Below are 22,365 nucleotides of genomic sequence, written 5' to 3'. Positions count from 1 at the left end.
AGGTTACCAGAATGTTAGTTTCAGTAGCGATAAATTCAAGCGAGGATATCACGAGGTGCTGTGGGGCGCAGGACGGCGCGATGCCGCCCTGCGCCCTGCTTTTTAGCGTACGCCGGCCAGCGGACGGATCTCTTTCGAGCGCAGCGTCAGACGAACGGGAACCGACTTATATGAAGGGGTGCCGCTCTCTTCATCCAGATAGTTCAGCGGCACCAGCACGTTGGCTTCCGGATAATAGGCCCCGACGGTGCCGGGCGCGATGCCGTAGGCTACCACCGTGATATCTTCCAGCGTCAGCTCGCTGTCTGGCAGCGCGGTATGAATATCTACCCGATCGCCATGTTCCAGCCCCTGGGCAGCCATGTCCTGTTCATTCATAAACAGCACGTCGCGGCGGCCAAAAACACCGCGGTAGCGGTCATCCATCGCGTAGATGGTGGTGTTGTACTGATCATGACTGCGCAGCGTCACTAAGCGCATCACATCTTCGCCCTCCACCACCACGTTCTCATGCACCCCTTTGAAGACGGAGAACATCGCTTTACCGGTGGCCGTTGGCCAGATGCGCTCGGTCGGCGGTAGCGGCATGCGGAAGCCCCCTGGATGACGAATACGCTGGTTATACTCCTCGAACCCCGGAATGGTCTGTTCGATCAGATCGCGAATGCGGTCGTAATCTTCCACCAGATACAGCCAGTCCACTTTGCTGGCCGGCAGAGTGGCCTTCGCCAGACCGGCGACAATCGCCGGCTCCGAGCGCAGCGTCGGCGAGGCGGGCTTAAGCTTGCCTGACGACGCATGCACCATCGACATCGAATCCTCGACAGTGATCGACTGCCGGCCGCTGGCCTGCAGGTCAAGCTCGGTGCGGCCCAGACACGGCAGAATAAAGGTCTCTTTCGCCGTCAGCAGGTGCGAGCGGTTGAGCTTGGTGCCGACGTGAACGCTAAGCTCAAGGCCGCGCATCGCCGGGAAGGCGCGTTCGTGATCCGGCATCGCCACAGCGAAGTTGCCCCCGAGGCAAATCAGGGCTTTGGCGTCGCCGGCGATCATGGCCTCCAGGGCCTTCACCGCATCGTGACCATGATGCCGCGGCGGCGTAATCCCCATCACCCGCTGCAGGCTGTCGAGGAAGGCCGCAGAGGGTTTTTCACTGATCCCGACGGTGCGGTTTCCCTGCACGTTTGAGTGGCCGCGCAGCGGACAGATGCCAGCGCCCGGCTTGCCGATGTTGCCGCGCATCAGCAGCAGGTCGGCAATCAGACGGACGTTGGAAGTGCCTTTATTATGCTGGGTAATACCCATGCCGTAGGTGACGATGGTGGCCCTGGATTTGGCGTAAGCCACGGCGACCTGGGTCAGGGATCCGCGCGTCAGGCCGGACTCCTGTTCGATATCCTGCCAGCGGGTGGCATGCAGATCCTCGGCAAAGGCGGAGAATCCCTGGGTATGCTGGGCAATAAACGCGTGGTCGAGCACATTGCCCTGCTCCTCCTCCAGCTGCAGCAGCGCTTTGGCGATCCCTTTCAGCGCCGCCGCGTCACCGCCGGCCCGCACCTGGTAGTAGGTCGAAGCGATCGGCGTCGAGCGCCGGGTCGCCATCTCCATCACGTTCTGCGGATCGGCAAAACGCTCCAGCGCCCGCTCACGCAGCGGGTTAAAAACGATAATCGGCACGCCGCGGCGGGAAAGCTCATGCAGGGTGCCCATCATCCGTGGGTGGTTGGTGCCCGGATTATGGCCGATGGAGATCACCAGTTCGGTCTGGTCAAAATCGTCGAGGGAGACGGTGCCTTTGCCAATCCCGATCGACTGCGGCAGGCCCACGCTGGTGGATTCATGGCACATGTTGGAGCAGTCGGGGAAGTTGTTGGTGCCATACTCGCGGGCGTACAGCTGGAACAGCCACGCTGCCTCATTGGACGCCCGGCCAGAGGTATAGAACTCGACCTCATCAGGCTGCAGGCCGCGAAGGATCTCGCCGATGCGGGAGAAGGCCTGCTCCCACGCCACCGGACGCAGAGTATCGCTGGCGCGGTCGTAGACTAAAGGATGGGTTAAGCGGCCGTAGCCTTCCAGTTCAAAATCGCTCTTCGCCAGCAGGGAGGTCACAGTGTTGGCTGCGAGGAACTCGGGCGTCACTCGTTTGGTGGTCGCCTCCCAGGTCACGGCTTTGGCGCCATTTTCGCAAAACTGAAAAGTGGATTTATGCTCTTTATCCGGCCAGGCGCAGCCCGGGCAGTCAAACCCATCCGGCTGGTTAGTTCGCAGCAGCGTGGCGGGCGCTTCGAAAGCATCCATCTGGGTACGCACAGCGATGGCCGTGGCCTTCAGGGCGCCCCACCCGCCTGCCGGGCCATCATAGGGGTGAACACCGGGCACCGCGCGTCTTTTATTGGTCATCTTTTAACTCCTGCTGCTCTGTTCTGGCCGCCGCAGCCTGAAAAAAGGCGTACGACGGCCCCGGGCGACGTGGCGTGGTTAGCACGGCGTCACCTGATTAGGATGCGGTTTCTCAAGGATAGTACGATGGGAAAGCGTAGGTACTGCGTTTGTTAACTGAATAATAACATACACAACAAATCTGTATAATTGATGTTATCTATCAGGTGTTAAATTTAACTTATTTGCAAATTTTCGCGGTTATCGTCGCTGTGCGCTGACGGATAAAAGACCCACGGGAAAGCGATGACCGGGCAGCGGAAACCGCCCGGTGGGTCTGATTCAGGTCAGATTGAAGTAACGGTCCGGACGCAGCGTCTCCGGCAGCGGATGCTGACCGGTCATGTCGAGCAGATTGCGCTCAATGGTATTGCACATGGCGTTCAGCGGCAGATCATTGGCGGCGGTACCGAAAGGATCTTCCAGCTCTTCCGCCAGCGAATCCCACGACAAAAAGGTGTAGGAGATAAACACCGAGACAAACGGCGTCATGTAGTGCAGATCGCCGACCAGCGCGAACGGCAGCAGCGTGCAGAACAGGTACACGGTGCGCTGCAGGATCAGGGTATAGGCGAATGGCACCGGGGTGGTCGCCAGCCTTTCACAACCGCCCAGCACGTGCGCCAGCTCATCGAGTTTGTTGTCCATCAGCCCGTAGGTGATGTCGCTGAGCTTGCCCGCCTCCCGCAGCTGGCCAATTTCGTTGCCGACCAGCAGCAGGATCCGGTTGGTGGGCATTGAGCTGGCGAGGATCTCCGCCACCTTGTCATCCGGCAGCAGCCGCCGCAGGTCAGCCGTCGGATCGGTTTTGCGCAGCTGGTGCTTCAGGCTCCAGCTAAAGGCCACCAGATAGCTGACGATGCGGCGATGGACATCGTGTTCGGCCGGCAGGATATTGCGCAACTGGCGTACCAGCGTACGTTCGGCGATAAGCACCGTCCCCCACAGATTGCGCGCTTCGACGAACCGGCTGTAGCTGGCGCTGTTGCGAAAGCCGAGAAAAATCGCAATCGCAATCCCCAGCAGGCTGAACGGCGCCACCGTTAAGTGGATCCCCAGCTGCTCGTACCATTGATAGCTGATAATGGCGATGATGGACATCAGCACATTAAGCAGCAGACGAAAGATGATTTTCGACAGCACGGAGCCGTGCCAGTCAAATAAGCGAAGAAACCAGTGTTGTTCTGGCCGAATGATCATTGTCTGACTTCCTGAATTACCGCTCTGGTCATTATCTCTGAATAAAGAATAGAGATTATCTATGAACCGATTGGTTTATTTTATCGTTAACTGCGATGGGCAGATCTTCGCCATTATTTAGCGATGGTAATGGCGTTTTTAGTATGGGCCTTTTTTATATTTCAGGCAATCGATGCGCCAGCAATTAAGGCTCAGGGAAAAAATAGCCGCTGAGCCAATAAAATTGCCGGTTCAGGACACCGGGTGCGCCAGGCCGCTTTTGTCAGCCCCGCCTAGCGCGCTGGCCGCGTCGCTGGGATCAAGATGCACCATTACGTTAAGCACCGGATGCTGCGCCAGGACCCGCTCCCGCGCCTGACGGGCAATCTGATGTCCCTCGGCTACAGACATCTCTCCCGCCACCTCGAGATGGACATCCACCAGCACCAGATCCCCCGCCTTACGGGTTTTCAAATCGTGCAGACCCGCCACGCCCGGCGTGGCCTGCAGCGTGCCGGCGATCGCCTGCTGCGTCTCTTCATCGACGGCGCGGTCCATTAAATCGTGCAGCGCCGTGGCGGCGAAACGATAGCCCATGCGGGTGATCAGCAGTCCCACCGCCAGCGCGGCAAGCGGATCGAACCAGGCGAACCCGGCCAGGTTACCGATAATCCCCAGCGCCACCACCAGAGATGACGCGGCGTCAGAGCGGGCATGCCAGGCGTTGGCGATGAGCAGCGATGAATTCAGCCGCGTGGCGGCCGCCAGCATATAGCGAAACAGCCCCTCCTTGACGGCCAGCGCCACCAGCGCCATCCACAACGCCACGCTGTGCACCGCCGGAATCGTCTGCGGCTGCGCCAGGTGACCCGCAGCGGACCACAGCATGCCAATCCCGACCAGCACCAGGATCGCGCCGAGGATCAGCGAGGCGCCATTCTCGTAGCGCCAGTGTCCATAGTGGTGATCGTGGTCTGAGGGTCGACGGCTCTTTTTATTCGCCACCAGCACCACCCCATCGGCGACCAGATCGGAAAAAGAGTGCATCCCATCAGCAATCAACCCCTGGGAGCCAGAGAATATTCCCACCACAACCTGAAACACGGAAAGGAAAATATTGACCACCACGCTAATAAGGGTACTCTTTCGCGCCTGCACCGAACGCTCATGATATTTATTATCATTTTCAAAATTATGTTGTGTCATTATTTCTCTCCCTTTGTGAGCGGGAAGAATAAACTGACAAGCTGAGTTTATGCTTAACAATATAAAAGCCATTGCCTTTCCGTTTAACGATATCGGCGCTGTCGATTATTAATATATTCTGAAAGGGTGGCAGGACAGGTACAACCGCGCGCGGATGGGCTATCTTATGACTGGCCCGGCAGGTCGGGCCACTTTCTCTTCACCACTACAGGAGTCAGCGATGTCAGAGATCACTTCATCCCGGCTGCGTTTTGCCATTAACCTGGGCAACGCGGTCCTGGCCCATCTCGGGGAGACGGGGGAGCCCGCAGGTCTCACCGTCGAGCTCAGCCATCGGCTGGCGACGCGCTGGGGCGTCACCGCCGAGTTCGTCCCCTATCCTGCCGCCGGAAAAGTGGTGGCTGACGCCGGTGGCGAGCACTGGGACATTGCGTTTCTGGCCATCGACCCGGCCCGGGAAGCGACCCTGCGTTTTACGCCTCCCTACATCACCATCCAGGGGACCGCGCTGGTGAGAGCCGGTTCGCCCTGCCAGAGCGTGGCCGACATGGATCGCCCGGCAACCACCATTAACGTCGGGCAAAACGCCGCTTACGATCTGTGGTTAACCCGTCATCTGCAGCACGCCAGCCTGAATCGCCTTCCCTCCTCGCAGGAGGCCATCGACGCCTTCCTCGCCGGTGAAGGAGATATGGTCGCCGGTATCCGACAGCCGCTGGAGGCGACAGCCCGTCAGCACGCTGGGGTGCGGGTACTGGCGGATAATTTTACCGAGATCCAGCAGGCCATCTGCGTCGCCCGGGCGGATGTCGCTGGCTTCAACGCGGTGAATGACGCGCTCAGCGAGTGGCGGGCGGATGGCAGCCTGGAAGCACTGATTGCCCGACAGCTGGGCAAGGCGGAGTGACCTTCACTCCACTTGCATCCGGCGCATGGCGCAATGCCAGGCGCCGTTGCGTACCGAGGCACGGAGCACGCGGGCCACGCCATGCACCAGCAGGCGCGTCGTATGCCGCTGCAGCGGCGTGAGCGACAGCCCCAGCATCTCCTGCGCCCATTCCGGCAGCAGATCGATTCCGGCGCGCATCATGACCTGACCCACCGGCTGGCTCAGCCTACCCGGCAGACGAGTAGAGAGCAGCACCTCGGCTACCTCCCGGGTACGTTCGTCACAGCGCAACTGCGGGCGCATCGCCTCGAGATAGTCCGCCACTTCCTGCGGCGTCTGAGGGATGTCCTGGGCCCCCAGCCGACGGGCGATTTCCGCCGACTCGCGGAAATAGTCCTCCTGGCGCTCGGCGCTGACCACTGTCCGCTTGTAGCGCAGGTGGGAGGCCATAAAGCGACTGCACTCGGCGACGTGCACCCAGGTCAACAGCGCCGGATCGCTGGCCTGATAAGGCGTTCCGTCCTTATCCACCCCGCCGATCCGCTGATGGATCCCCTGCACTTTGGCGATGAGCCGCTCGGCGTCGGGGGTAGTGGCAAAGGTGGTGGCGGAAATAAACTGGCTGGTGCGGCGCAGGCGGCCAAAGATGTCCTCACGGAAACGGGAGTGATCCCAGACGCCGGCCAGCGCCAGGGGATGCAGCATCTGCAGCAGCAGCGCGCTGATGCCGCCGCAGAGCATCGAGGTAAAATCGCCGTGTACCTGCCAGATGGCCGACTGCGGACCAAAAAGCCCCGGCTCCCCTTTAGGCTGTTCAAAATCGATCTCTTTTAGCGCCATGCCGGTCAGGCCGAGCACCTGCGCCTCGATCATCCCGCGAATGCCGATCATGATGATGTCCCTTACGTGCAATTAAAGGACAAAAGATACCACTATTGGGCAGCGCAGGGAGAGATATCGGGAAAGGGTGCCCGCTGCGCGCGGGCACGACAGCTTACGGATTCAGCTGGTAGTCGAGAGTGATATTGGCTTTCAGCACCTGCGATACCGGGCAACCGGCCTTCGCTTTCTGAATGATCTCATCGAATGCCGCCGGCGCAACGTCCGGCAGAACAATCTGACTTTGCAGCGCGATGTCGGTTATCGCAAAGCCGCCGTCGGTTTTATTGAGGGTGACCACCGCCGTCGTGTCGATAGACGTTGCGGTATAGCCCTCTTCGCTGAGCATCAGCGACAGGGCCATTGAGAAACAGGCGGCATGTGCGGCGCCAATCAGCTCCTCAGGGTTAGTGCCTTTCACCCCTTCAAAACGGGTGTTAAAGCCGTAGGGCTGCTGGCTCAGCGCCCCGCTCTCTGTCGACACGGTGCCTTTGCCATGTTTCAGATCGCCTTCCCAGTGCGCCAGCCCTTTCTTATGAATCGCCATGTGACTCCTCCTGTGATGATGTCGAACAAAAAGTATAGTGCGTGATGCCGAACCTGCGCCTTTTCTGCGGCCTGGGCATCACTGTGCCCTTAAGGATCTCGTGGTCAGCCTCGCTAACGACCATCGTGTGGCTGATAAGGATCGGTTTTGTCGTCCTTGCTGTCGTCCCGTTTACGCGGCACTTCGCCATGCTCGGCAGGCGCCTCACGCGCAGGATGCTTTCCGCCCTGCTCACCTTGCGGCTGAGATGTGTTACTCATATCGGCGTTCTCCGCTTACTTAGGCGACTGCTTGAGCAGACGATCGACACGCACCACCGGCGGCGTCATTTTGCGATCGAGGCTACCGTTGATGCTGACCAGATCGTCAGGCTCTACGTGCTGTTCGTTAAACGCGGCGACCGGAATGATGGCGGTGATGGTGCCGCTTTTATCGCGAAACTGATAACGGTCATTTTCCCCTCGGGTGAGCAAATTACCGCGCAGTGAAATAGTCGCGCCATCGTGCATGGTTTTCGCCTGCTCAACGGTCATGATCCGGCCATCCTCGACGCCGCGATAGCCGTCATCCAGTTTGTGCGGCGGCGGCGGCGCGGCATCCTGACTAAAACCGCCCTTATCGTCCGCCTGTGCAATACCCACGGCGAGTACACAGGCCATAGCGAGCGCTAATTTTTTCATCATCCCTCCGTCATTTTACCGATGATTAGAATAAAGCCTGGCTGAGGCGATTCATTTTTACAAAGTCAATTGTTCTGATATCGACTAATATAAGAATGTCCTTATCGTTACGCTGTTGCCGAAACGAAACGCGGGGAAAATAATAATGATTAAGAATCAACAGGATTGTCCCATCGTTGACGAGAATGAACGAGCACTACGCTTCGAATATCGATTCCGGCGCTATGGGATAATTGTTCTGAGTCTCATCATTCTTACCGCGCTAAGCGGTCTGTGGTCTTCCGGTTATTTCAGTGAAGCGCACCGGGAAAGTGCCAAAGGTGAATTAAGCGTCGATTATCAGCGGTATGCCAGACTGATGAGTGAAACCGAAGTGAATATTCAGATTAAACCCGATGGAGGTAGTGAAAAAATTATCAGCTTCACCGCCCCGTTTTTATCGCGCTACCAGGTCGGTGATATCCGCCCGCAGCCGGATAAAATGTACAGTGCCGAGGGGAAATTATACCTCGTGTATCAGCAAGCGGCCAACCGCTCGCCGATGTCCGTGTGGTTATCCATTACCCCAAAAACAGCCGGCAATTTTTCCCTGCAGGCGGCAGTGAACGATCGCGCGCCTGTCACCTGGAACCAGTTTGTCTATCCCTAGGAGTGGCTATGGAAATGGTCCTCAGAGCCGCAGCAATCTATTTTATCCTGTTGATTATTTTTAAGATTGCTGGCAGACGAACGCTGATGCAGTTAACCAACTTTGATCTAATATTGCTGTTGATAATTAGCGAAGCCACCCAACAGGCGATGCTCAGCACAGACTATTCCGTCACCGGTTCGATGCTCACCATCGTCACTCTGGTGGGTGTTGATATTTTATTCGGCTATATTAAGAAACGCTTCTCGCAGGCGGAAAATTTCATTGATGGTAGCCCGGTTATTGTGGTGGAAAATGGTGCTGTCATCGACGAAAAGATAAAGCTCGTCAATATCTCTGTCGATGATATCCTGCTGGCAGCCAGGCAGCACCATGGGATCTATGAGCTCAAAGCGATCAAATTCGCTATCCTCGAGCGTAACGGCCAGATATCCATTATTCCTGAAAAGGAATAGTCTCAATTTTATTTATCGCGCTCCGGTTGTTTATCACCTGATTCGGGGGCGCGGGTGGCATCATCCTCTTCTTTTTCAACGCTAAGCATGTTTAATGTCACCATTTTTCCTCCTCGCGGGTTGACAGGGTTCTAACAGATTATAGAACGTCCTCGCCGATGCAGGCACGATCCAGCCAGCATCATCCGGATATGTCGTCTGATTCACACTGCGTATATTCCAGGATATTTCCCACCTCGTCATTGTCATTTGTGAGGAATAATTAACCGATCTGTGCAGTTAATATTGCGCTAGCCAAAAAAAATGAGGTCTCTATGTCTGTGATGGTAATTACCGGGGGAACCGCGGGGGCGGGCAAAGCCACCGCACTGCGTTTCGCTCGCGCAGGATACCACGTGGCGCTGATCGCCCGAGATGAGACGGGTCTGCAGGAAGCCCAGCAGGCCTGCGAACGATTTGGCATTAAAACGCTGGCCATTAGCGCCGACGTCGCCGATGCCGGGGCGCTGCAGCGCGCCGCCGCCGAGGTGGAAGCCACACTTGGCGCGATAGACGTTTGGATCAACAACGCCATGACCACCGTGCTGGCCCCCTTTCGTCAGATGAGCGAGGAGGAATTTCGCCGGGTGACGGAGGTGACCTATCTCGGCTATGTCAACGGCACCCGTGCGGCGCTGGAGGTGATGGCGCCCCGGGATCGGGGAGTGATTATTCAGGCCGGCTCGGCGCTGGCCTGGCGGTCGATTCCCCTGCAATCGGCCTACTGTGGAGCCAAGGCGGCGATCCGCGGCTTTACCGATGCCGTGCGTACCGAACTGATGCACGAGAAAAGCCACATCCAGTTGACCATGGTCCAGCTGCCGGGGATGAACACCGCCCAGTTTGGCTGGGCGCGGAATAAAATGGATCAGGCCATGCAGCCGGTGCCGCCGGTCTATCAGCCAGAAGTCGCCGCCGAGGCTATCTATAGCGTCATCCAGCGTCCGGTCAACGAACTGTGGGTCGGGAAAAGCACCATCCAGTCGATCCTCGGCCAGGTCTTCTTTCCTCGCCTGCTCGATCGTCTGATGGTGAAAAAGGCGTGGGAGGGACAGTTTACCGGCCAGCCGAAGCCGGCAGAGCATCAGGACGACCTGTTCACGCCGGTACGCGGCAATCACCCCGGACACGGCCCCTTTAACGATGGCGCACGGCGTAAAGCGGTGACCATCAGCGCCGATCTCCCGGGAAAAGTGGCTGCCGGCGTCGGGGTAGCGGTGGCGACGATGGCCCTGCGGGCGTTGTTCCGTCGTTCCGGGAAACGTCGTTAATCCAGGCTCCGGCTGAACCAGCGGTACCCATACCCGGAAAGCGCCAGCCGCGCATCTTTCCCGCCGTGTAGCCCATCCTGATAGAGCTTATCTTCCAGAATTGGGCTCCAGTAGCCCTCGGCCAGCGGCGGGAGCAGGACCTCTACCGCCTGCTGGCTGCAGTTCGCCAGCATCAGCACTTCCCGCGATTCGCTGCGATAGCACAGGCCCAGCACCGCAGCAGGTTTCACCGCGAGGATGGCGAAAGCAATGGAGCCCGGCTCGGTATATTCCGCCCGCGCCAGCACCATGTTGCGCACCCGGTTCAGCAGCGATCGGGGGTGGCGCAGTGCCGTTTCGACATTGATCCGCTGGTAGCGCCACCGCCCGCTGGCTATCGGTTTTACCGGCAGATCGTCCCGCGCCGCCCGGGAGAAGCCGCCGTTGGGCGCCGCCGACCACTGCATCGGCGTTCTGACCGCGTAGCGCTCCGGTAAGCTCAGATCGTCTCCCATGCCAATCTCGTCGCCATAGCGCATCACCGGCACGCCGGGCAGCGCCAGCAGGATCGCATGGACCAGCGCCATGCGCCGGGTATCGCCATCCAGCATCGGCGCCAGTCGCCGGCGTACGCCACGCTGGTAAACGGACATGGCTTTATCAGGGGCAAAGGTGCGGATAACCTGGCGTTTATTGCGTTCGCCGATCCCCTCGAGATCCAGTTCATCATGGTTACGCAGCCAGTTGACGAAGCAGCACCCGTCCGGCGGGGTCACCATCGCCTGCAGGGCTTTTACCACCGGGGCGGCGCGCTGCTGCGCCAGACTGAGGTAGAGATATTTGTTAAGCCAGAAATTGAGCACCATCTGCAGCCGATCGCCGTGACCGAAGTAATGGCGGTAATCTTCTACCGCAACGTCCACTTCACCCAGCAGTATCGCCTCGGGATTGAGACGCTGAACGACCTGCCGGAGATGGTTCAGCAGCGGGTAGCCGCGCGCCTCGTCGCCCTTCCCGGCCTGTTTCACCAGATGTGACGCGGCATCGAGGCGAAAACCTGACACCCCCGCCTGCAGCCAGAAGGTAATGATGTTTTCGATTTCAGCGATCACCGGCGGATGAGCAAGATTCAGATCCGGCTCATGACGATAAAACATGTGGCGATAGTATTGCCCGGCCTGTTCATCCCAGCGCCAGACGCTCTCCTCGACGCCGGGAAACATGGGGGGATCGTCCTTCTCCGGCGGCCTGTCGGCCCAAAGATAGTATGGCCGCCACGGCGACCGGGGATCGCGTCGCGCCGCCTGAAACCACGGGTGCTGGGCGGAAGTGTGCTGGATAACCAGCTCAACAATCACCCGCAGCCCCAGCTCCCGGGCGCGGGCAATCAGCTCAATCACGTCGGCGATGGTGCCAAAGCGCGGATCGGGCTGCAGATGGTCGCTGATATCATAGCCATCATCCTGCAGAGGGGTGAGATAGAAAGGCGTCAGCCAGAGCACCGTCGCCCCGAGGCTGCGAATGTAATGTAGCTTTTGGCGAATACCGGCGAGATCGCCGTAGCCGTCACCGTTAGCGTCATAAAACAGTGAACTATCAACCTGATAAATGACCGCTCTGTGAAACCACTGTTCCCGTTGCATCACTATCACCTTGCTTATTCACCCTGACGGGTGGCCCGTCACTCGCCAGCAGATTCAGCGCGTTTTACGTCCGCCCCTCGCCGTCGGCCGGGGTTTGGCGACAGGCGATACGGTAGCGTGTTCCGCTGAAGGCGCCCGATTCGCCACCGCGTCCACCAGAGCCTGCTGTCTGGCGGTTAATTTCAGAGGAACCTGTTCCTCGACAGCATGGAGCGCGATCGTGTGGCGTTTAACCATAGTTTTTCTCCGGCGGCTTATTTTCCGGCCTCAACGCCAGGCAGATCGGCACGATGCAGAAATTGCCCGACGATCGTCGGCTGATGATGAAGCAGCCAGTCAGCCATGCCTCGCTCCTCCGCCAGCATCGCCTCCAGGGCGTGGATGGCATGGTGGTCGCCCACCCGTTTCGCCGCCGTCAATAAGGCGGTATAGCAGGCGACCTCGAATTGCGCAAAAACATAGGCCGTGATAATGACTTTAATAACCTCATCGCCGGGCAGCATCATCCCAATGGACTGGCCCAATGCGGCGACCCGGCTCATCGCATCCTGCAGCGCGGAGCGGGAAATATGATTACGGGCAATGATATCCTGCAGAGACGATAATTGCCGGCGGGTTTCATAGAGATGTTGTTCAAGACGCGTGCGCAGTGGCGGATAGTTCTCACTCCTTCTGATTGCGGCGATTAATATCACTTCGGCCTGTTTTTCCATCGCATGTGCATCGCGCAGCCAGTTATGGTAATTTTCAATATCCGTCATAAATACCTCTGATAACCAATCCTTTATTTGGATGTGGGATCTTCATTCTCTTCCGCCGCCTGATCCGCTCGCGCTGCGCTATATCCGGATAAATGCCCAACGATATTCGCATAGATGCTAATGAGAATGACCCACAGGACGCTGTTTTTCCACCAGATTAACGAGGGTATTGCCAGAATGACCCACATCACGGCGGCCACAAGATGGCAACGTTTAATCAATGCCGGTGTCAGTTTCATTTTTATTACCTGCTATCTTATAAATACTTAACCGTTAACCAGCATGTTGCCGATTTATTTACTCTTCGCGTATTGCCGATAAATAAATACGAGTATTCGACCAGATTTATTATTATCAGCCCATATAAACAGAAACCTGCGGACCGGCAGGCCCACAGGTTTTTTTTTCGGCGCCCTTTTTAAAGCGCCTCAGGCTTCAGTCATTAACTGTCACCGGCTTTACGACCACCGCCATGACTGTTCTTACCACCCTTTTTACCGGCTTCGGATGCACGTTCAGGATCATTTTTAAAGTTCCCGCCGCTGTGCTGTCCGCCTTTACGCCCGGCTTCGGATGCTTTTTCACGATCTTCTGCAAAGTTACCTGAACCGCCTCTATGCTCTGCCATAATTTCACCTTTTAGGTTTACTCGATCTCGGTTGGTAAATGGAAAATGACCCTGTTACAAATCATCGCCCTCGATATCTAACACTAGAGGAATGCTCGCAGGAGTCAAATTAACGCCAGGCTTTTATCCACGCAAAATGGCAAATAAAAAATAAATAACGAAGCGGCAGTAAAAATAAATACATTGTAACTCACTTATTCGCCTTAGGTTATCACCATTTTCTATCGTGAAACTTTTCCCCTCGACGCTTTTGTAAAAAAATGAAAATGATAGATGTTATTTATTTTTTTCTTCAGCCAGACACCACCGTCATAAAAATACTCACAATGAAGTAGTTCATCAACCATCCATAGGTGCAAAAAACTATTTTTTTCACAATGCACACCCCTTCGCCTTTAAAAAAGCATACCGTCATTCAGCCCGCCCGGTAAAATAGCCCCGCACCGCAAATTAAGGATGGAATAATCCTAATTTAACACCACCAATAATAACGCAGCGACATACAACGAAATTCGCCAAGGATCAGCCGGTTAAAGTCAAATAAAGCCCCTATTTTGCCTGTTAAACAAGATAGATGATCCTCTGGCGCTGCCTGGCCTGGGGTGAAGCTGGCCTATCCTTAGGTCTGGCCCGTTCTGTCTGAAGGAGATGACTATGCAAGATGAAAAACCGCCAATGAAAAAATTACCCACCTCCATGTTGCCAGAAGAGACGGCTCCCCGTCCGGAGTTCCCGGAGCAAGAACAAACCCCGCCGGGTCTGGATGCGGAGATGGAGCCGTCACCGGACCACGGAGAAACCAGCTACACCGGCACCGGGCGGCTGGCGGGTAAGAAAGCGTTAATTACCGGCGGCGACTCCGGCATTGGCCGCGCGGTGGCGATCGCCTTTGCCCGCGAAGGGGCTGATGTCGCCATAAGCTATCTGCCGGAGGAGCAAGAGGATGCCGATGAAGTCATCGCGCTGATCAAAGCCGAAGGTCGCACGGCAGTGGCCCTGCCGGGGGATATTCGCTCCGAGTCCTTCTGTCAGTCGCTGGTGGCCGACGCGGTGGAACAATTGGGAGGCCTGAGCATCCTGGTCAATAACGCCGGACGTCAGCAATACTGCGAGACGCTCGAGGAGCTCACCACCGAAGACTTTGACGCCACCTTTAAAACTAATGTCTACGCGCCGTTCTGGATCACTCGCGCGGCGCTGCCCCATCTCCAGGCCGGGAGCGCAATCATCAATACCACCTCGGTGCAGGCCTATAAACCCAGCCCAATCCTGCTCGATTATGCCCAGACCAAAGCCTGTCTGGCGATCTTTACCAAATCGCTGGCCAAGCAGGTGGCGAAACGAGGCATTCGCGTCAACGCCGTGGCGCCAGGCCCATACTGGACGGTGCTGCAATCCAGCGGCGGCCAGCCGGACGAGAAAGTGAAACAGTTCGGCAAAGACACACCGATGGGCCGCCCGGGGCAGCCGGTCGAGATCGCCCCGCTGTACGTCACCCTGGCATCAGACGCCTGCTCCTATACCTCCGGTCAGGTGTGGTGTTCTGACGGCGGGGACGGCGTGGTCTAAATCCGTCGCCTCCGGGCCGATAAGCGGGCCGGCGTTATGCCGGTCCCTCCCCCAACACGATCGCCGCGCAGCCCTGCGTGGCGATTTTTCCTCTCCCGCAGCGTGTTTAGCCGGCTGCATGCTATGATATCCGCCCGCCGCTGTGCGCTGACCCTGAGGACAACTGATGAGTAATGAGATCCCCCTGAAATTTTATGACATCGTGGACGAGTACGAGACCGAAGCGGCCTCCCTGGTTAAAGAGACGGAACGCGATGCGCTGGCGCGCTATTTTCAACTGCTGATTGAGCGGCTGATGAATAACGAAGAGATCGATGAAGAGGCGCAGCAGGAGATGGCCCGCGAAGCGGCCATTGATGAACGCCGAATTGACGATATCGCCAACTTCCTTAATCAATGGGGCAACGAGTAAGTCTCATCGTCAGCTCACCGGCAGGGCCACCGCCCGCCGGTGTTGCCGCTGAATGCAACACTCATGTTCAGGCCACGGCGGCAATCTCCCCCAGACGTCGCTGCAGCGCATCCAGAAACAGCGGTAGCCCATCGGGCTGATAGTCGCGGGAAAGATAGATGCCATAGACGCTCAGCGCCTTCGGCGTCCAGTCAGGGAGCACCACCTCCAGCGCCCCGCTGGCCAACGCGCTCCGCGCCTCCAGTTCGGGGAGCATCGCAATGCCGCACCCGGCGACCGCCGCCTCCAGCAGCAGAGAAGAGATCCCCGCGCTCAGATTGCCGCTCACCGCCACCGACGCCTCCTGCCCCTGCGCATCGCTGAACTGCCAGCGCTGGCCGGCAAAGTGGCTGTATAACAGACAGTTATGCTGTTGCAGATCGTCAAGCGTCGCCAGCGGGCCATGCTGCTGGAGCCAGCGCGGTGCGGCACAGAGGAGCGAACGACACAGCCCGAGGCGGCGAGCGATCGCCCCGGGCTCGGGGTTGTCGGTAATGCGAATGGCCACGTCGATGCGCTCGCCGATCAGGCTGACCGGATGGTTATTGATATCCAGCTCCAGGCGCAACTGCGGATAGCGAGCGAGGAAGTCCGGCAGCAGCGGAGAGATCAGCTGCATTGCCGTGAAGTGCGCGCAGGCGACGCGCAGTGTGCCGCTGGGGTCGGCCCGCTGGCGCTCGCCGGCGATTTCATCGGCGATCCGCGTCAACCCGCGGGTCTTAAGCAACACTTTTTCCCCCGCCGGCGTCAGGGTCAGCCGGCGGGTGGAACGATGGATCAGCCGGGCGCCAGCCCAGTTCTCCATCTGCTCCAGATAGCGACTGACCATCGGACGCGACATCCCCAGCGCCCGCGCCGCGGCGCTGAGACTTCCCAGCTCGCAGATGCGCAGGTATACCTGAGCAGCAATCACCCTGTCCATCATGCCCCCTTCATCTGCACGATTTATGAAACTCAGCATCTCTTATTTCAGGAATTCTATCAAATAGCGAAATCCGTACAATGGAACGCATTCACCTGTTACTGAGAACACATCATGAAATTATCTGCTCTTGCTGTTGCCACCGCCCTGTTCAGCGGTTCGATCTTCGCGGCGCCTCTGACGCTGCAAACCTACAATCCGCAGGAAAAGGGCATCTTTGCCGTTAACTCCACTCTCGTTTCCGGCCCGCACGAAGCAGTGCTGTTTGACGCGCAGTTCAGCGTCAAAGACGGCGAAAAGCTGGTAGACATGATCAAGAAAAACGGCAAGCCGCTCACGCGGATTGTGATCACCTCTGGCGATCCGGATTTCTATTTTGGTCTTGAACCGCTGATGAAAGCCTTCCCGCAGGCGGAAGTGGTCGCCACGCCGGAGGTCGTCAAACATATTGAAGCCACCAAAGCGGCCAAACTGGCGTACTGGGGCCCGCAAATGAAAGATGGCGCGCCGACACAGGTGTACGTTCCGCAGGCGCTGAAGGCCAACAGCTTTACCATCGACGGCGAGAAAGTAACGATCATGCAGCCGCATGACTACGCGGCGTTCGTCTGGATCCGGGCGAACAAAACGATCCTCGGCGGCACAGGCGTGGCGTGGGGCATGCATCTCTGGACCGCCGACACCCAGACGCCGGCCAGTCGCCAGCAATGGCGCCACACGCTGGACCAGATGATCGCCCTGCACCCGCAGCGGGTGATCCCTGGTCATTACCTCGGCACCCCGCCGGAGGGAGACAGCGCGGTGCGCTTCACAAAAACGTATCTCCAGCAGTTTGAGCAGGCGCTGAAGACGCATCAGGATTCGGCCGGGGTGATCAAGGCCATGGAGACGCAGTGGCCGGGCCTGGCGGAGACCAGCTCGCTGGAGTTGAGCGCCAAAGTTAATACCGGCGAGATGAAGTGGTGATCCCGGCTGTGCGTGAGGGAGACTGTTCTTAATCTGGCGCGCGAAGGTTGCTATTGCCCTGAAAATGGACCACCCTAGCTGAGGTCGCACAAAAAACGTGCGGCCGACTTTGGGTTACATTTCATCCGGTCACCACCGGGTTTGCCCTTGAAACCAGAACAGGATAAAGGAGTCAGAATGAAATCGAACCATCAGGCACGTCATCTTCTCGGTCTGAACTATAAGCTTTCCCAGCAGAAAAAAGTGGTGCTGGAAGGCGATGAAGAAACCACCCTCAACCACATCCATGCTACCGGCCGCAAACGCCGCGGTGGTTAATTTTCAGTCTGAGTGATGATAAACAACACCGTCCTGTTGCCAGGATGGTGTTTTTTTATGGCAATTGATTGCTTGTTTACCCGCTTGACGACCATCTGCTCTATACTCTGCCCGCTGCTTTCCACCCGCCCTCGCTTATCGCCGCGCCGGGACTGTGGTCATGATCAAGGAGTTAGTGCGATGCAATTTACTCATAAGAAAAACCGTTCCCTGTACATCCCTTACGCGGGTCCCGTTCTGCTTGAATTCCCCCTGCTCAACAAGGGCAGCGCCTTCAGTCTGGAAGAGCGCAGCAATTTCAACCTTCTTGGTCTGCTGCCGGAAGTGGTTGAAACCATCGAAGAGCAAGCGGAGCGCGCCTGGATCCAGTATCAGGGATTCAAAACTGAAATCGACAAACACATCTACCTGCGTAACATCCAGGACACCAACGAAACCCTGTTTTATCGCCTGATCGGCAACCATCTCGAAGAGATGATGCCGGTTATCTATACCCCGACGGTGGGCGCCGCCTGCGAACGTTTCTCCGAGATTTACCGTCGCGCCCGCGGCGTCTTCATCTCTTACCAGAATCGCCATAACCTTGACGACATCCTGCAGAACGTCCCGAACCATAACGTGAAAGTGATTGTGGTCACCGATGGCGAGCGTATTCTCGGCCTCGGCGACCAGGGGATCGGCGGGATGGGGATCCCGATCGGCAAGCTGTCGCTGTACACCACCTGCGGCGGCATCAGCCCGGCTTATACCCTGCCCATCGTGCTGGACGTCGGAACAAACAACCAGCAGCTGCTGGACGATCCGCTGTATATGGGCTGGCGCCATCCGCGCATTACCGACGACGAGTATTATCAGTTCGTTGACGACGTGATCCAGGCGATTAAGGCCCGCTGGCCGGACGTCCTGCTGCAGTTTGAAGACTTTGCGCAGAAGAACGCCATGCCGCTGCTCAACCGCTATCGCAATGAAATCTGCTCGTTTAATGACGATATTCAGGGCACCGCGGCGGTCACCGTCGGGACGCTGATCGCCGCCAGCCGCGGCGCCGGTAGCCAGCTCAGCGAGCAGAAAATCGTCTTCCTCGGCGCGGGTTCCGCCGGCTGCGGCATCGCCGAGCAGATTATCGCCCAGATCGTCCGCGAAGGCGTTAGCGAAGAAGAGGCCCGCCAGCGCGTGTTCATGGTTGACCGCTTCGGCCTGTTAACCGACGGTATGCCTAATCTGTTGCCGTTCCAGAACAAGCTGGTGCAGAAGCGTGAGCATCTGCAGGGCTGGGATACCACTAACGATGTGCTATCCCTGCTGGACGTAGTGCGTAACGTGAAGCCGAACATTCTGATCGGCGTCTCGGGTCAGCCGGGGCTGTTCACAGAAGAGATTATCCGCGAGATGCACAAGCACTGCCCGCGGCCAATCGTGATGCCGCTCTCTAACCCGACCTCACGGGTGGAAGCGACGCCGCAGAATATCCTGAGCTGGACCGACGGCGAGGCGCTGGTCGCCACTGGCAGCCCGTTTGCCCCGGTCACCCTGAAAGGCAAGCAGTACGCCATCGCGCAATGCAATAACTCCTATATCTTCCCGGGGATTGGTCTGGGCGTGATTGCTTCCGGCGCGTCGCGGGTCACCGACGAGATGCTGATGGCCGCCAGTGAAACCCTGGCGAAACACTCGCCGCTGGTGAACAACGGCGAAGGTCCGGTGCTGCCGGAGCTGAAGGATATCCAGACCGTCTCACGGGCAATTGCCTTCGCGGTCGGCAAGGTGGCGCAGGAGCAAGGCGTGGCGGTGAAAACCTCCGCTGAAGCGCTGCTGCAGGCCATTAGCGATAATTTCTGGCTGCCGGAATATCGCAATTATCGCCGCACCTCGATTTAATCACGCTCACCGGGCCGATATATCGGCCCGGTTTTTAATAACGCCAGAATAATATCTCCCACCATAGAAACGCCTTTTTCGCCCATATTCATTCATCGTAAAAATATAAAACGGATAGCATTTGCCGCGCGCCCTCCGCTGTGCAAAATAGTTGTTTCTCACCCCCTCACAACGGAATGTGAAATGCTAAAATTAACCCCTGGCGCGAATAAAGCGAATGCGATTCTGATCCGTATTGTCTTGTTTCTTATCGGCGGTATCGCCATCATCACCGGAATGTGCCTCTTCAGCGGTGATATGTGGATGCTCACCCCGCGGGCGGAACAGTATCAGCCCGCCACCGGCGATCTGGTGGATGTCGTTATCTATGAACCGAGTAAATTTTTCTTCGCCCTGCTCTACGTGTTTATTATTACCCTGGTCTGGCTGTTGGCGGTACGTAAAATCCCCTGGCGGCCGATACAGCATCCTATATTACCGCTGATGGTACTGATTGCCGCCGGGATAGTTATTTTCATCCACCCGGAGGTCACCCCGGGTCGGGATGCCAGTATTCAGTACGGTAAACATAACGTTTATTACACTGCCATTTTCTGGAGCCAAACGAATTCAGATCGACATGTCACTCAACCCTCTAAATATGAAATTTTTGTTGAAGCGAAAGATCCCCGCTGGCTTATCGACAGAAACAATCTTGGCCGCGCCTGGCGCTGTGAAGTCAAGCGGCATACCCAGTTTTACACCCTGTCATTCAATGAGGGCTGGTTTCCGGACGCCGATCCGCAGGTCATGGCCCGCCAGTGTACTCAGGTAAGCGATCTGAATGCGCTCAGTGAAACGGCAATCATGATTGCCCGCCCGATCGCCACCGTCCCTGTGGAGGCACCGTAAATGAGCCAGCAAAAAAATGGTTCTGCAACCATGTTCTGGCAAACACATAAGCCCTCTGCGCCAACCCGGCATCGTAGACAAAGACGGCGCAGGTGAAAGCTGGCGGGGCCCCCTGCCAGTTTTGTCACTGGCGTCGCTAGCCTTTCCCCACTACACTGCCAGCACCCACCCACTGACTGAATAAAAAAGGAGGCCCCCCATGCTGTATTGTGAAATGTTTATTGTTTCACATGCATTAGGCAATTGCGCCAGCTCAAGCGTTATCGGTATCGTGCTGCGATAACTATGGCTTGAGCGAAGACACTTCACGCAATCCCTTCTCTCCGGCTTACCGGGTTATCGTCAGCGAGTTTTGACGAGGCATTTGTATGCCTGTAACTCTTGAGTAAGTTGACTATGAGTACATTACTAACTGCCCATGCGCTCCACGTGGAGACTGCCTTTGGGCCGCTGTTTAACACCCTCTCCTTCACCCTGAAGAAAGGCGACCGTATCGGTCTCATCGGCCATAACGGTTGCGGCAAAAGCACCCTGTTGCAGGTGCTGGACGGCACCCTCGCGCCCACCTCGGGCAGCGTCTCACTCGCCGGTCAGTGTCTGATGGCCCGCGTTGAACAGCATCTGCCGGAGGCGCTGCGTTCGCAGTCGCTGTTGCAGGCCGTGCTGGCCCCGTTACCCGCCGATATACGGGAAGCGCAGCGCTGGCTGGCCGAACGCCTGCTGGCGCAGATGGGCTTTACCCCGGCGGTGATGGAGCAGCAAACCACTACCCTGAGCGGCGGCCAGCACACGCGCCTGCTGTTGGCCCGGGCGCTGATCCGCCAGCCTGACCTGCTGCTGTTGGATGAGCCCGGCAACCATCTCGATCTGCCGACTCTGCTGTGGCTGGAAAGCTTCCTGCAAACCTGGCAGGGGAGCTTCGTGCTGGTGTCACACGACAACGCCTTACTGGATGCTGTAACTAATGCCAGTTGGATCCTCCGCGACCAGACGCTGCACAGCTTCGCCTTGCCCTGCAGCGCTGCCCGTCAGGCATTGCAGGAGCAGGATGAAAGCGCCGCGCTGCGTCATAAGGCCGAGCAAAAGGAGATCGACCGGGTCAGCGCCAGCGCCCGGCGCCTGGCCACCTGGGGTCGGGTCTATGACAACGAAGACCTCGCCCGTAAAGCCAAACAGATGGAGAAGCAGGTCGCCCGCCTGAAAGACGAGCAAACCGAACTCAGCGTCGGCCCGCCGTGGCGTCTGTCATTGCAGGGGGACGCCCTGCCGGCTGACCGCCTGCTGGAGATGGACACCCTGCCCGTCGCGCCCGCGCCGGGCCTGCCATCCCTCTTCACCACCGGCGTGGCGCGCCTGCGCAGCGGCGATCGCGTGGCCATCATGGGCCGCAATGGCGGCGGTAAATCGTCCCTGCTGCGCCTGCTGTGGCAGCAGATGAACGACGCATCGCCCCTCCCGGGGCTGCGCCTGCATCCCCGGCTGCACCCCGGCTACTATGACCAGACGCTGGAGCAGTTACCGGACGATGCCAGCCTGCTCGACGCGCTGACGCCGTTCGCCCCGTCGGCCGACACCCGTAAACGGGCGCTGATCGCCGCCGGGTTTGGCTGGGCGAGACATAGCCAGAAAGTCAGCACCCTCAGCGGCGGCGAGCGGTCGCGGCTACTGTTTGTTGGCCTCTCGCTGGCGCGCTACAGTCTGCTGCTGCTGGATGAACCCACCAACCATCTTGATATGGAGGGTAAAGCGGCGCTGGCGCAGACGCTGCGCGATTACCCCGGCGGCGTGCTGCTGGTCAGTCATGACCGCCAGCTGATTAGCGAAAGCTGTAACCGCTTCTGGCTGATCGACAACGCCGGGTTAACGGAATGGCACAGCCTGGAGGAGGTCTATGCCCGTCTGCAGGCCGTGGCGCCCGCCCCGGACAGTCGGCTCGCTTTGCAGAGTACGCCCGCCGGGGCTGACAATGATGAGGAGGCGCTGCTGGCGCGGCTGATTGACCTGGAGCAATGGCTGGCTGACGATATGGCCCGCAAGCCAAAACATCAAAAGCCATCACTTCAGGCGCAGTGGCGAGAGGAGATTAACCGCCTGCTTAACCAGCTGGCGTAATCTCCATGTTC

General features: G+C 57.9%; 25 protein-coding genes. 11 read left to right on the top strand and 14 right to left on the bottom strand.

Going from position 1 to position 22,365, the window contains the following annotated elements; translation table 11 throughout:
* Nucleotides 1–102 precede the first annotated feature (102 nt).
* The 3 genes from AS136_RS19995 to AS136_RS19985 all read right to left on the bottom strand — a co-directional run bounded on the left by AS136_RS19995 (nucleotide 103) and on the right by AS136_RS19985 (nucleotide 4,827).
* On the bottom strand, nucleotides 103–2,403 hold the full coding sequence (locus AS136_RS19995; RefSeq protein ID WP_063266928.1) for an FdhF/YdeP family oxidoreductase: 2,301 nt from the start codon (nucleotides 2,401–2,403) through the stop codon (nucleotides 103–105).
* A gap of 321 nt (nucleotides 2,404–2,724) precedes the next feature.
* Nucleotides 2,725–3,642 carry a bestrophin family protein gene (locus tag AS136_RS19990; RefSeq protein ID WP_012968132.1) on the bottom strand — a complete coding sequence of 306 codons (918 nt, stop codon included), beginning with the start codon at nucleotides 3,640–3,642 and terminating at the stop codon, nucleotides 2,725–2,727.
* A gap of 231 nt (nucleotides 3,643–3,873) precedes the next feature.
* Nucleotides 3,874–4,827, bottom strand: a complete 954-nt coding sequence (locus tag AS136_RS19985) for a cation diffusion facilitator family transporter (protein ID WP_063266927.1) — start codon at nucleotides 4,825–4,827, stop codon at nucleotides 3,874–3,876.
* Nucleotides 4,828–5,047: 220 nt separating this feature from the next.
* Here AS136_RS19985 and AS136_RS19980 point away from each other — a divergent pair, with 220 nt between their 5' ends.
* Nucleotides 5,048–5,734, top strand: a complete 687-nt coding sequence (locus tag AS136_RS19980) for an ABC transporter substrate-binding protein (protein WP_063266926.1) — start codon at nucleotides 5,048–5,050, stop codon at nucleotides 5,732–5,734.
* 3 nt (nucleotides 5,735–5,737) lie between these two features.
* Here AS136_RS19980 and AS136_RS19975 read toward each other — a convergent pair whose 3' ends face one another.
* The 4 genes from AS136_RS19975 to AS136_RS19965 all read right to left on the bottom strand — a co-directional run bounded on the left by AS136_RS19975 (nucleotide 5,738) and on the right by AS136_RS19965 (nucleotide 7,822).
* Nucleotides 5,738–6,607 carry an oxygenase MpaB family protein gene (locus AS136_RS19975; protein WP_038422606.1) on the bottom strand — a complete coding sequence of 290 codons (870 nt, stop codon included), beginning with the start codon at nucleotides 6,605–6,607 and terminating at the stop codon, nucleotides 5,738–5,740.
* 103 nt (nucleotides 6,608–6,710) lie between these two features.
* A complete protein-coding gene (locus AS136_RS19970; RefSeq protein ID WP_008804765.1) occupies nucleotides 6,711–7,142 on the bottom strand; it encodes an OsmC family protein in 432 nt (143 codons plus the stop codon).
* A gap of 113 nt (nucleotides 7,143–7,255) precedes the next feature.
* Nucleotides 7,256–7,402: a hypothetical protein gene (locus AS136_RS28810; RefSeq protein ID WP_012541624.1), complete on the bottom strand. Its 147-nt coding sequence runs from the start codon at nucleotides 7,400–7,402 to the stop codon at nucleotides 7,256–7,258.
* Nucleotides 7,403–7,417: 15 nt separating this feature from the next.
* Entirely contained in the window at nucleotides 7,418–7,822 is a 405-nt protein-coding gene (locus AS136_RS19965) for a YdeI family stress tolerance OB fold protein (RefSeq protein WP_063266925.1), read from the bottom strand.
* Nucleotides 7,823–7,967: 145 nt separating this feature from the next.
* Between AS136_RS19965 and AS136_RS19960 the strand changes: the two genes are divergently transcribed.
* From AS136_RS19960 to AS136_RS19950, 3 genes are all read left to right on the top strand, one after another.
* Nucleotides 7,968–8,471 (top strand): hypothetical protein, encoded by a 504-nt coding sequence (locus AS136_RS19960; protein ID WP_063266924.1) that lies wholly within the window; start codon nucleotides 7,968–7,970, stop codon nucleotides 8,469–8,471.
* Between the two features lie 8 nt (nucleotides 8,472–8,479).
* Nucleotides 8,480–8,926 (top strand): DUF421 domain-containing protein, encoded by a 447-nt coding sequence (locus tag AS136_RS19955; RefSeq protein WP_008804762.1) that lies wholly within the window; start codon nucleotides 8,480–8,482, stop codon nucleotides 8,924–8,926.
* 314 nt (nucleotides 8,927–9,240) lie between these two features.
* Nucleotides 9,241–10,236 carry an SDR family oxidoreductase gene (locus AS136_RS19950; protein ID WP_012968128.1) on the top strand — a complete coding sequence of 332 codons (996 nt, stop codon included), beginning with the start codon at nucleotides 9,241–9,243 and terminating at the stop codon, nucleotides 10,234–10,236.
* Here AS136_RS19950 and AS136_RS19945 read toward each other — a convergent pair.
* The 5 genes from AS136_RS19945 to AS136_RS19925 form a co-directional block, all read right to left on the bottom strand.
* Nucleotides 10,233–11,858, bottom strand: a complete 1,626-nt coding sequence (locus tag AS136_RS19945; protein WP_063266923.1) for an alpha-amylase family protein — start codon at nucleotides 11,856–11,858, stop codon at nucleotides 10,233–10,235. The two genes, AS136_RS19950 and AS136_RS19945, sit on opposite strands and share 4 nt — an antisense overlap.
* Nucleotides 11,859–11,912: 54 nt before the next feature.
* Nucleotides 11,913–12,095 carry a hypothetical protein gene (locus tag AS136_RS19940; RefSeq protein WP_063266922.1) on the bottom strand — a complete coding sequence of 61 codons (183 nt, stop codon included), beginning with the start codon at nucleotides 12,093–12,095 and terminating at the stop codon, nucleotides 11,913–11,915.
* A gap of 17 nt (nucleotides 12,096–12,112) precedes the next feature.
* Nucleotides 12,113–12,619, bottom strand: coding sequence for a ferritin-like domain-containing protein (locus AS136_RS19935; RefSeq protein ID WP_012968125.1), 507 nt, complete (start codon nucleotides 12,617–12,619; stop codon nucleotides 12,113–12,115).
* Nucleotides 12,620–12,642: 23 nt separating this feature from the next.
* Nucleotides 12,643–12,858 carry a hypothetical protein gene (locus AS136_RS19930; RefSeq protein WP_008804758.1) on the bottom strand — a complete coding sequence of 72 codons (216 nt, stop codon included), beginning with the start codon at nucleotides 12,856–12,858 and terminating at the stop codon, nucleotides 12,643–12,645.
* Between the two features lie 203 nt (nucleotides 12,859–13,061).
* A complete protein-coding gene (locus tag AS136_RS19925; protein WP_008804757.1) occupies nucleotides 13,062–13,247 on the bottom strand; it encodes a con-10 family general stress protein in 186 nt (61 codons plus the stop codon).
* Between the two features lie 654 nt (nucleotides 13,248–13,901).
* Here AS136_RS19925 and AS136_RS19920 point away from each other — a divergent pair.
* Both AS136_RS19920 and AS136_RS19915 read left to right on the top strand, forming a co-directional pair.
* Entirely contained in the window at nucleotides 13,902–14,816 is a 915-nt protein-coding gene (locus tag AS136_RS19920; RefSeq protein WP_008804756.1) for an SDR family oxidoreductase, read from the top strand.
* Nucleotides 14,817–14,982: 166 nt separating this feature from the next.
* Nucleotides 14,983–15,228, top strand: coding sequence for a DUF2543 family protein (locus AS136_RS19915; RefSeq protein WP_063266921.1), 246 nt, complete (start codon nucleotides 14,983–14,985; stop codon nucleotides 15,226–15,228).
* A 67-nt stretch (nucleotides 15,229–15,295) separates the two neighbouring features.
* Here the strand turns inward: AS136_RS19915 and AS136_RS19910 are convergent, their stop codons facing one another.
* On the bottom strand, nucleotides 15,296–16,189 hold the full coding sequence (locus AS136_RS19910; RefSeq protein WP_008804754.1) for a LysR family transcriptional regulator: 894 nt from the start codon (nucleotides 16,187–16,189) through the stop codon (nucleotides 15,296–15,298).
* Nucleotides 16,190–16,303: 114 nt separating this feature from the next.
* Between AS136_RS19910 and AS136_RS19905 the strand changes: the two genes are divergently transcribed.
* The gene (locus AS136_RS19905) at nucleotides 16,304–17,155 is read left to right on the top strand and encodes a Vmh family MBL fold metallo-hydrolase (RefSeq protein WP_012968122.1); all 852 of its coding nucleotides are present in this window, start codon (nucleotides 16,304–16,306) and stop codon (nucleotides 17,153–17,155) included.
* A gap of 177 nt (nucleotides 17,156–17,332) precedes the next feature.
* Nucleotides 17,333–17,473 carry a stationary-phase-induced ribosome-associated protein gene (gene sra / locus AS136_RS19900; RefSeq protein WP_012541615.1) on the top strand — a complete coding sequence of 47 codons (141 nt, stop codon included), beginning with the start codon at nucleotides 17,333–17,335 and terminating at the stop codon, nucleotides 17,471–17,473.
* Here sra and AS136_RS28805 read toward each other — a convergent pair.
* Entirely contained in the window at nucleotides 17,470–17,598 is a 129-nt protein-coding gene (locus tag AS136_RS28805; RefSeq protein WP_046619973.1) for a hypothetical protein, read from the bottom strand. The genes sra and AS136_RS28805 overlap by 4 nt on opposite strands.
* A 55-nt stretch (nucleotides 17,599–17,653) precedes the next feature.
* Here AS136_RS28805 and AS136_RS19895 point away from each other — a divergent pair, with 55 nt between their 5' ends.
* From AS136_RS19895 to AS136_RS19885, 3 genes are all read left to right on the top strand, one after another.
* The gene (locus tag AS136_RS19895; RefSeq protein WP_008804752.1) at nucleotides 17,654–19,351 is read left to right on the top strand and encodes an NAD-dependent malic enzyme; all 1,698 of its coding nucleotides are present in this window, start codon (nucleotides 17,654–17,656) and stop codon (nucleotides 19,349–19,351) included.
* Between the two features lie 183 nt (nucleotides 19,352–19,534).
* Nucleotides 19,535–20,242, top strand: coding sequence for a hypothetical protein (locus AS136_RS19890; protein WP_063266920.1), 708 nt, complete (start codon nucleotides 19,535–19,537; stop codon nucleotides 20,240–20,242).
* Between the two features lie 396 nt (nucleotides 20,243–20,638).
* Complete coding sequence (locus AS136_RS19885; RefSeq protein ID WP_063266919.1) at nucleotides 20,639–22,354, top strand: ABC-F family ATP-binding cassette domain-containing protein; 1,716 nt, start codon at nucleotides 20,639–20,641, stop codon at nucleotides 22,352–22,354.
* Nucleotides 22,355–22,365 lie beyond the last annotated feature (11 nt).

The organism is Klebsiella sp. D5A (assembly GCF_001620885.1).
Taxonomy (GTDB): domain Bacteria; phylum Pseudomonadota; class Gammaproteobacteria; order Enterobacterales; family Enterobacteriaceae; genus Klebsiella; species Klebsiella variicola.
The sequence above is the reverse complement of the archived record's forward strand: the minus strand, read 5'-3'. Positions and strand labels throughout refer to the sequence as shown.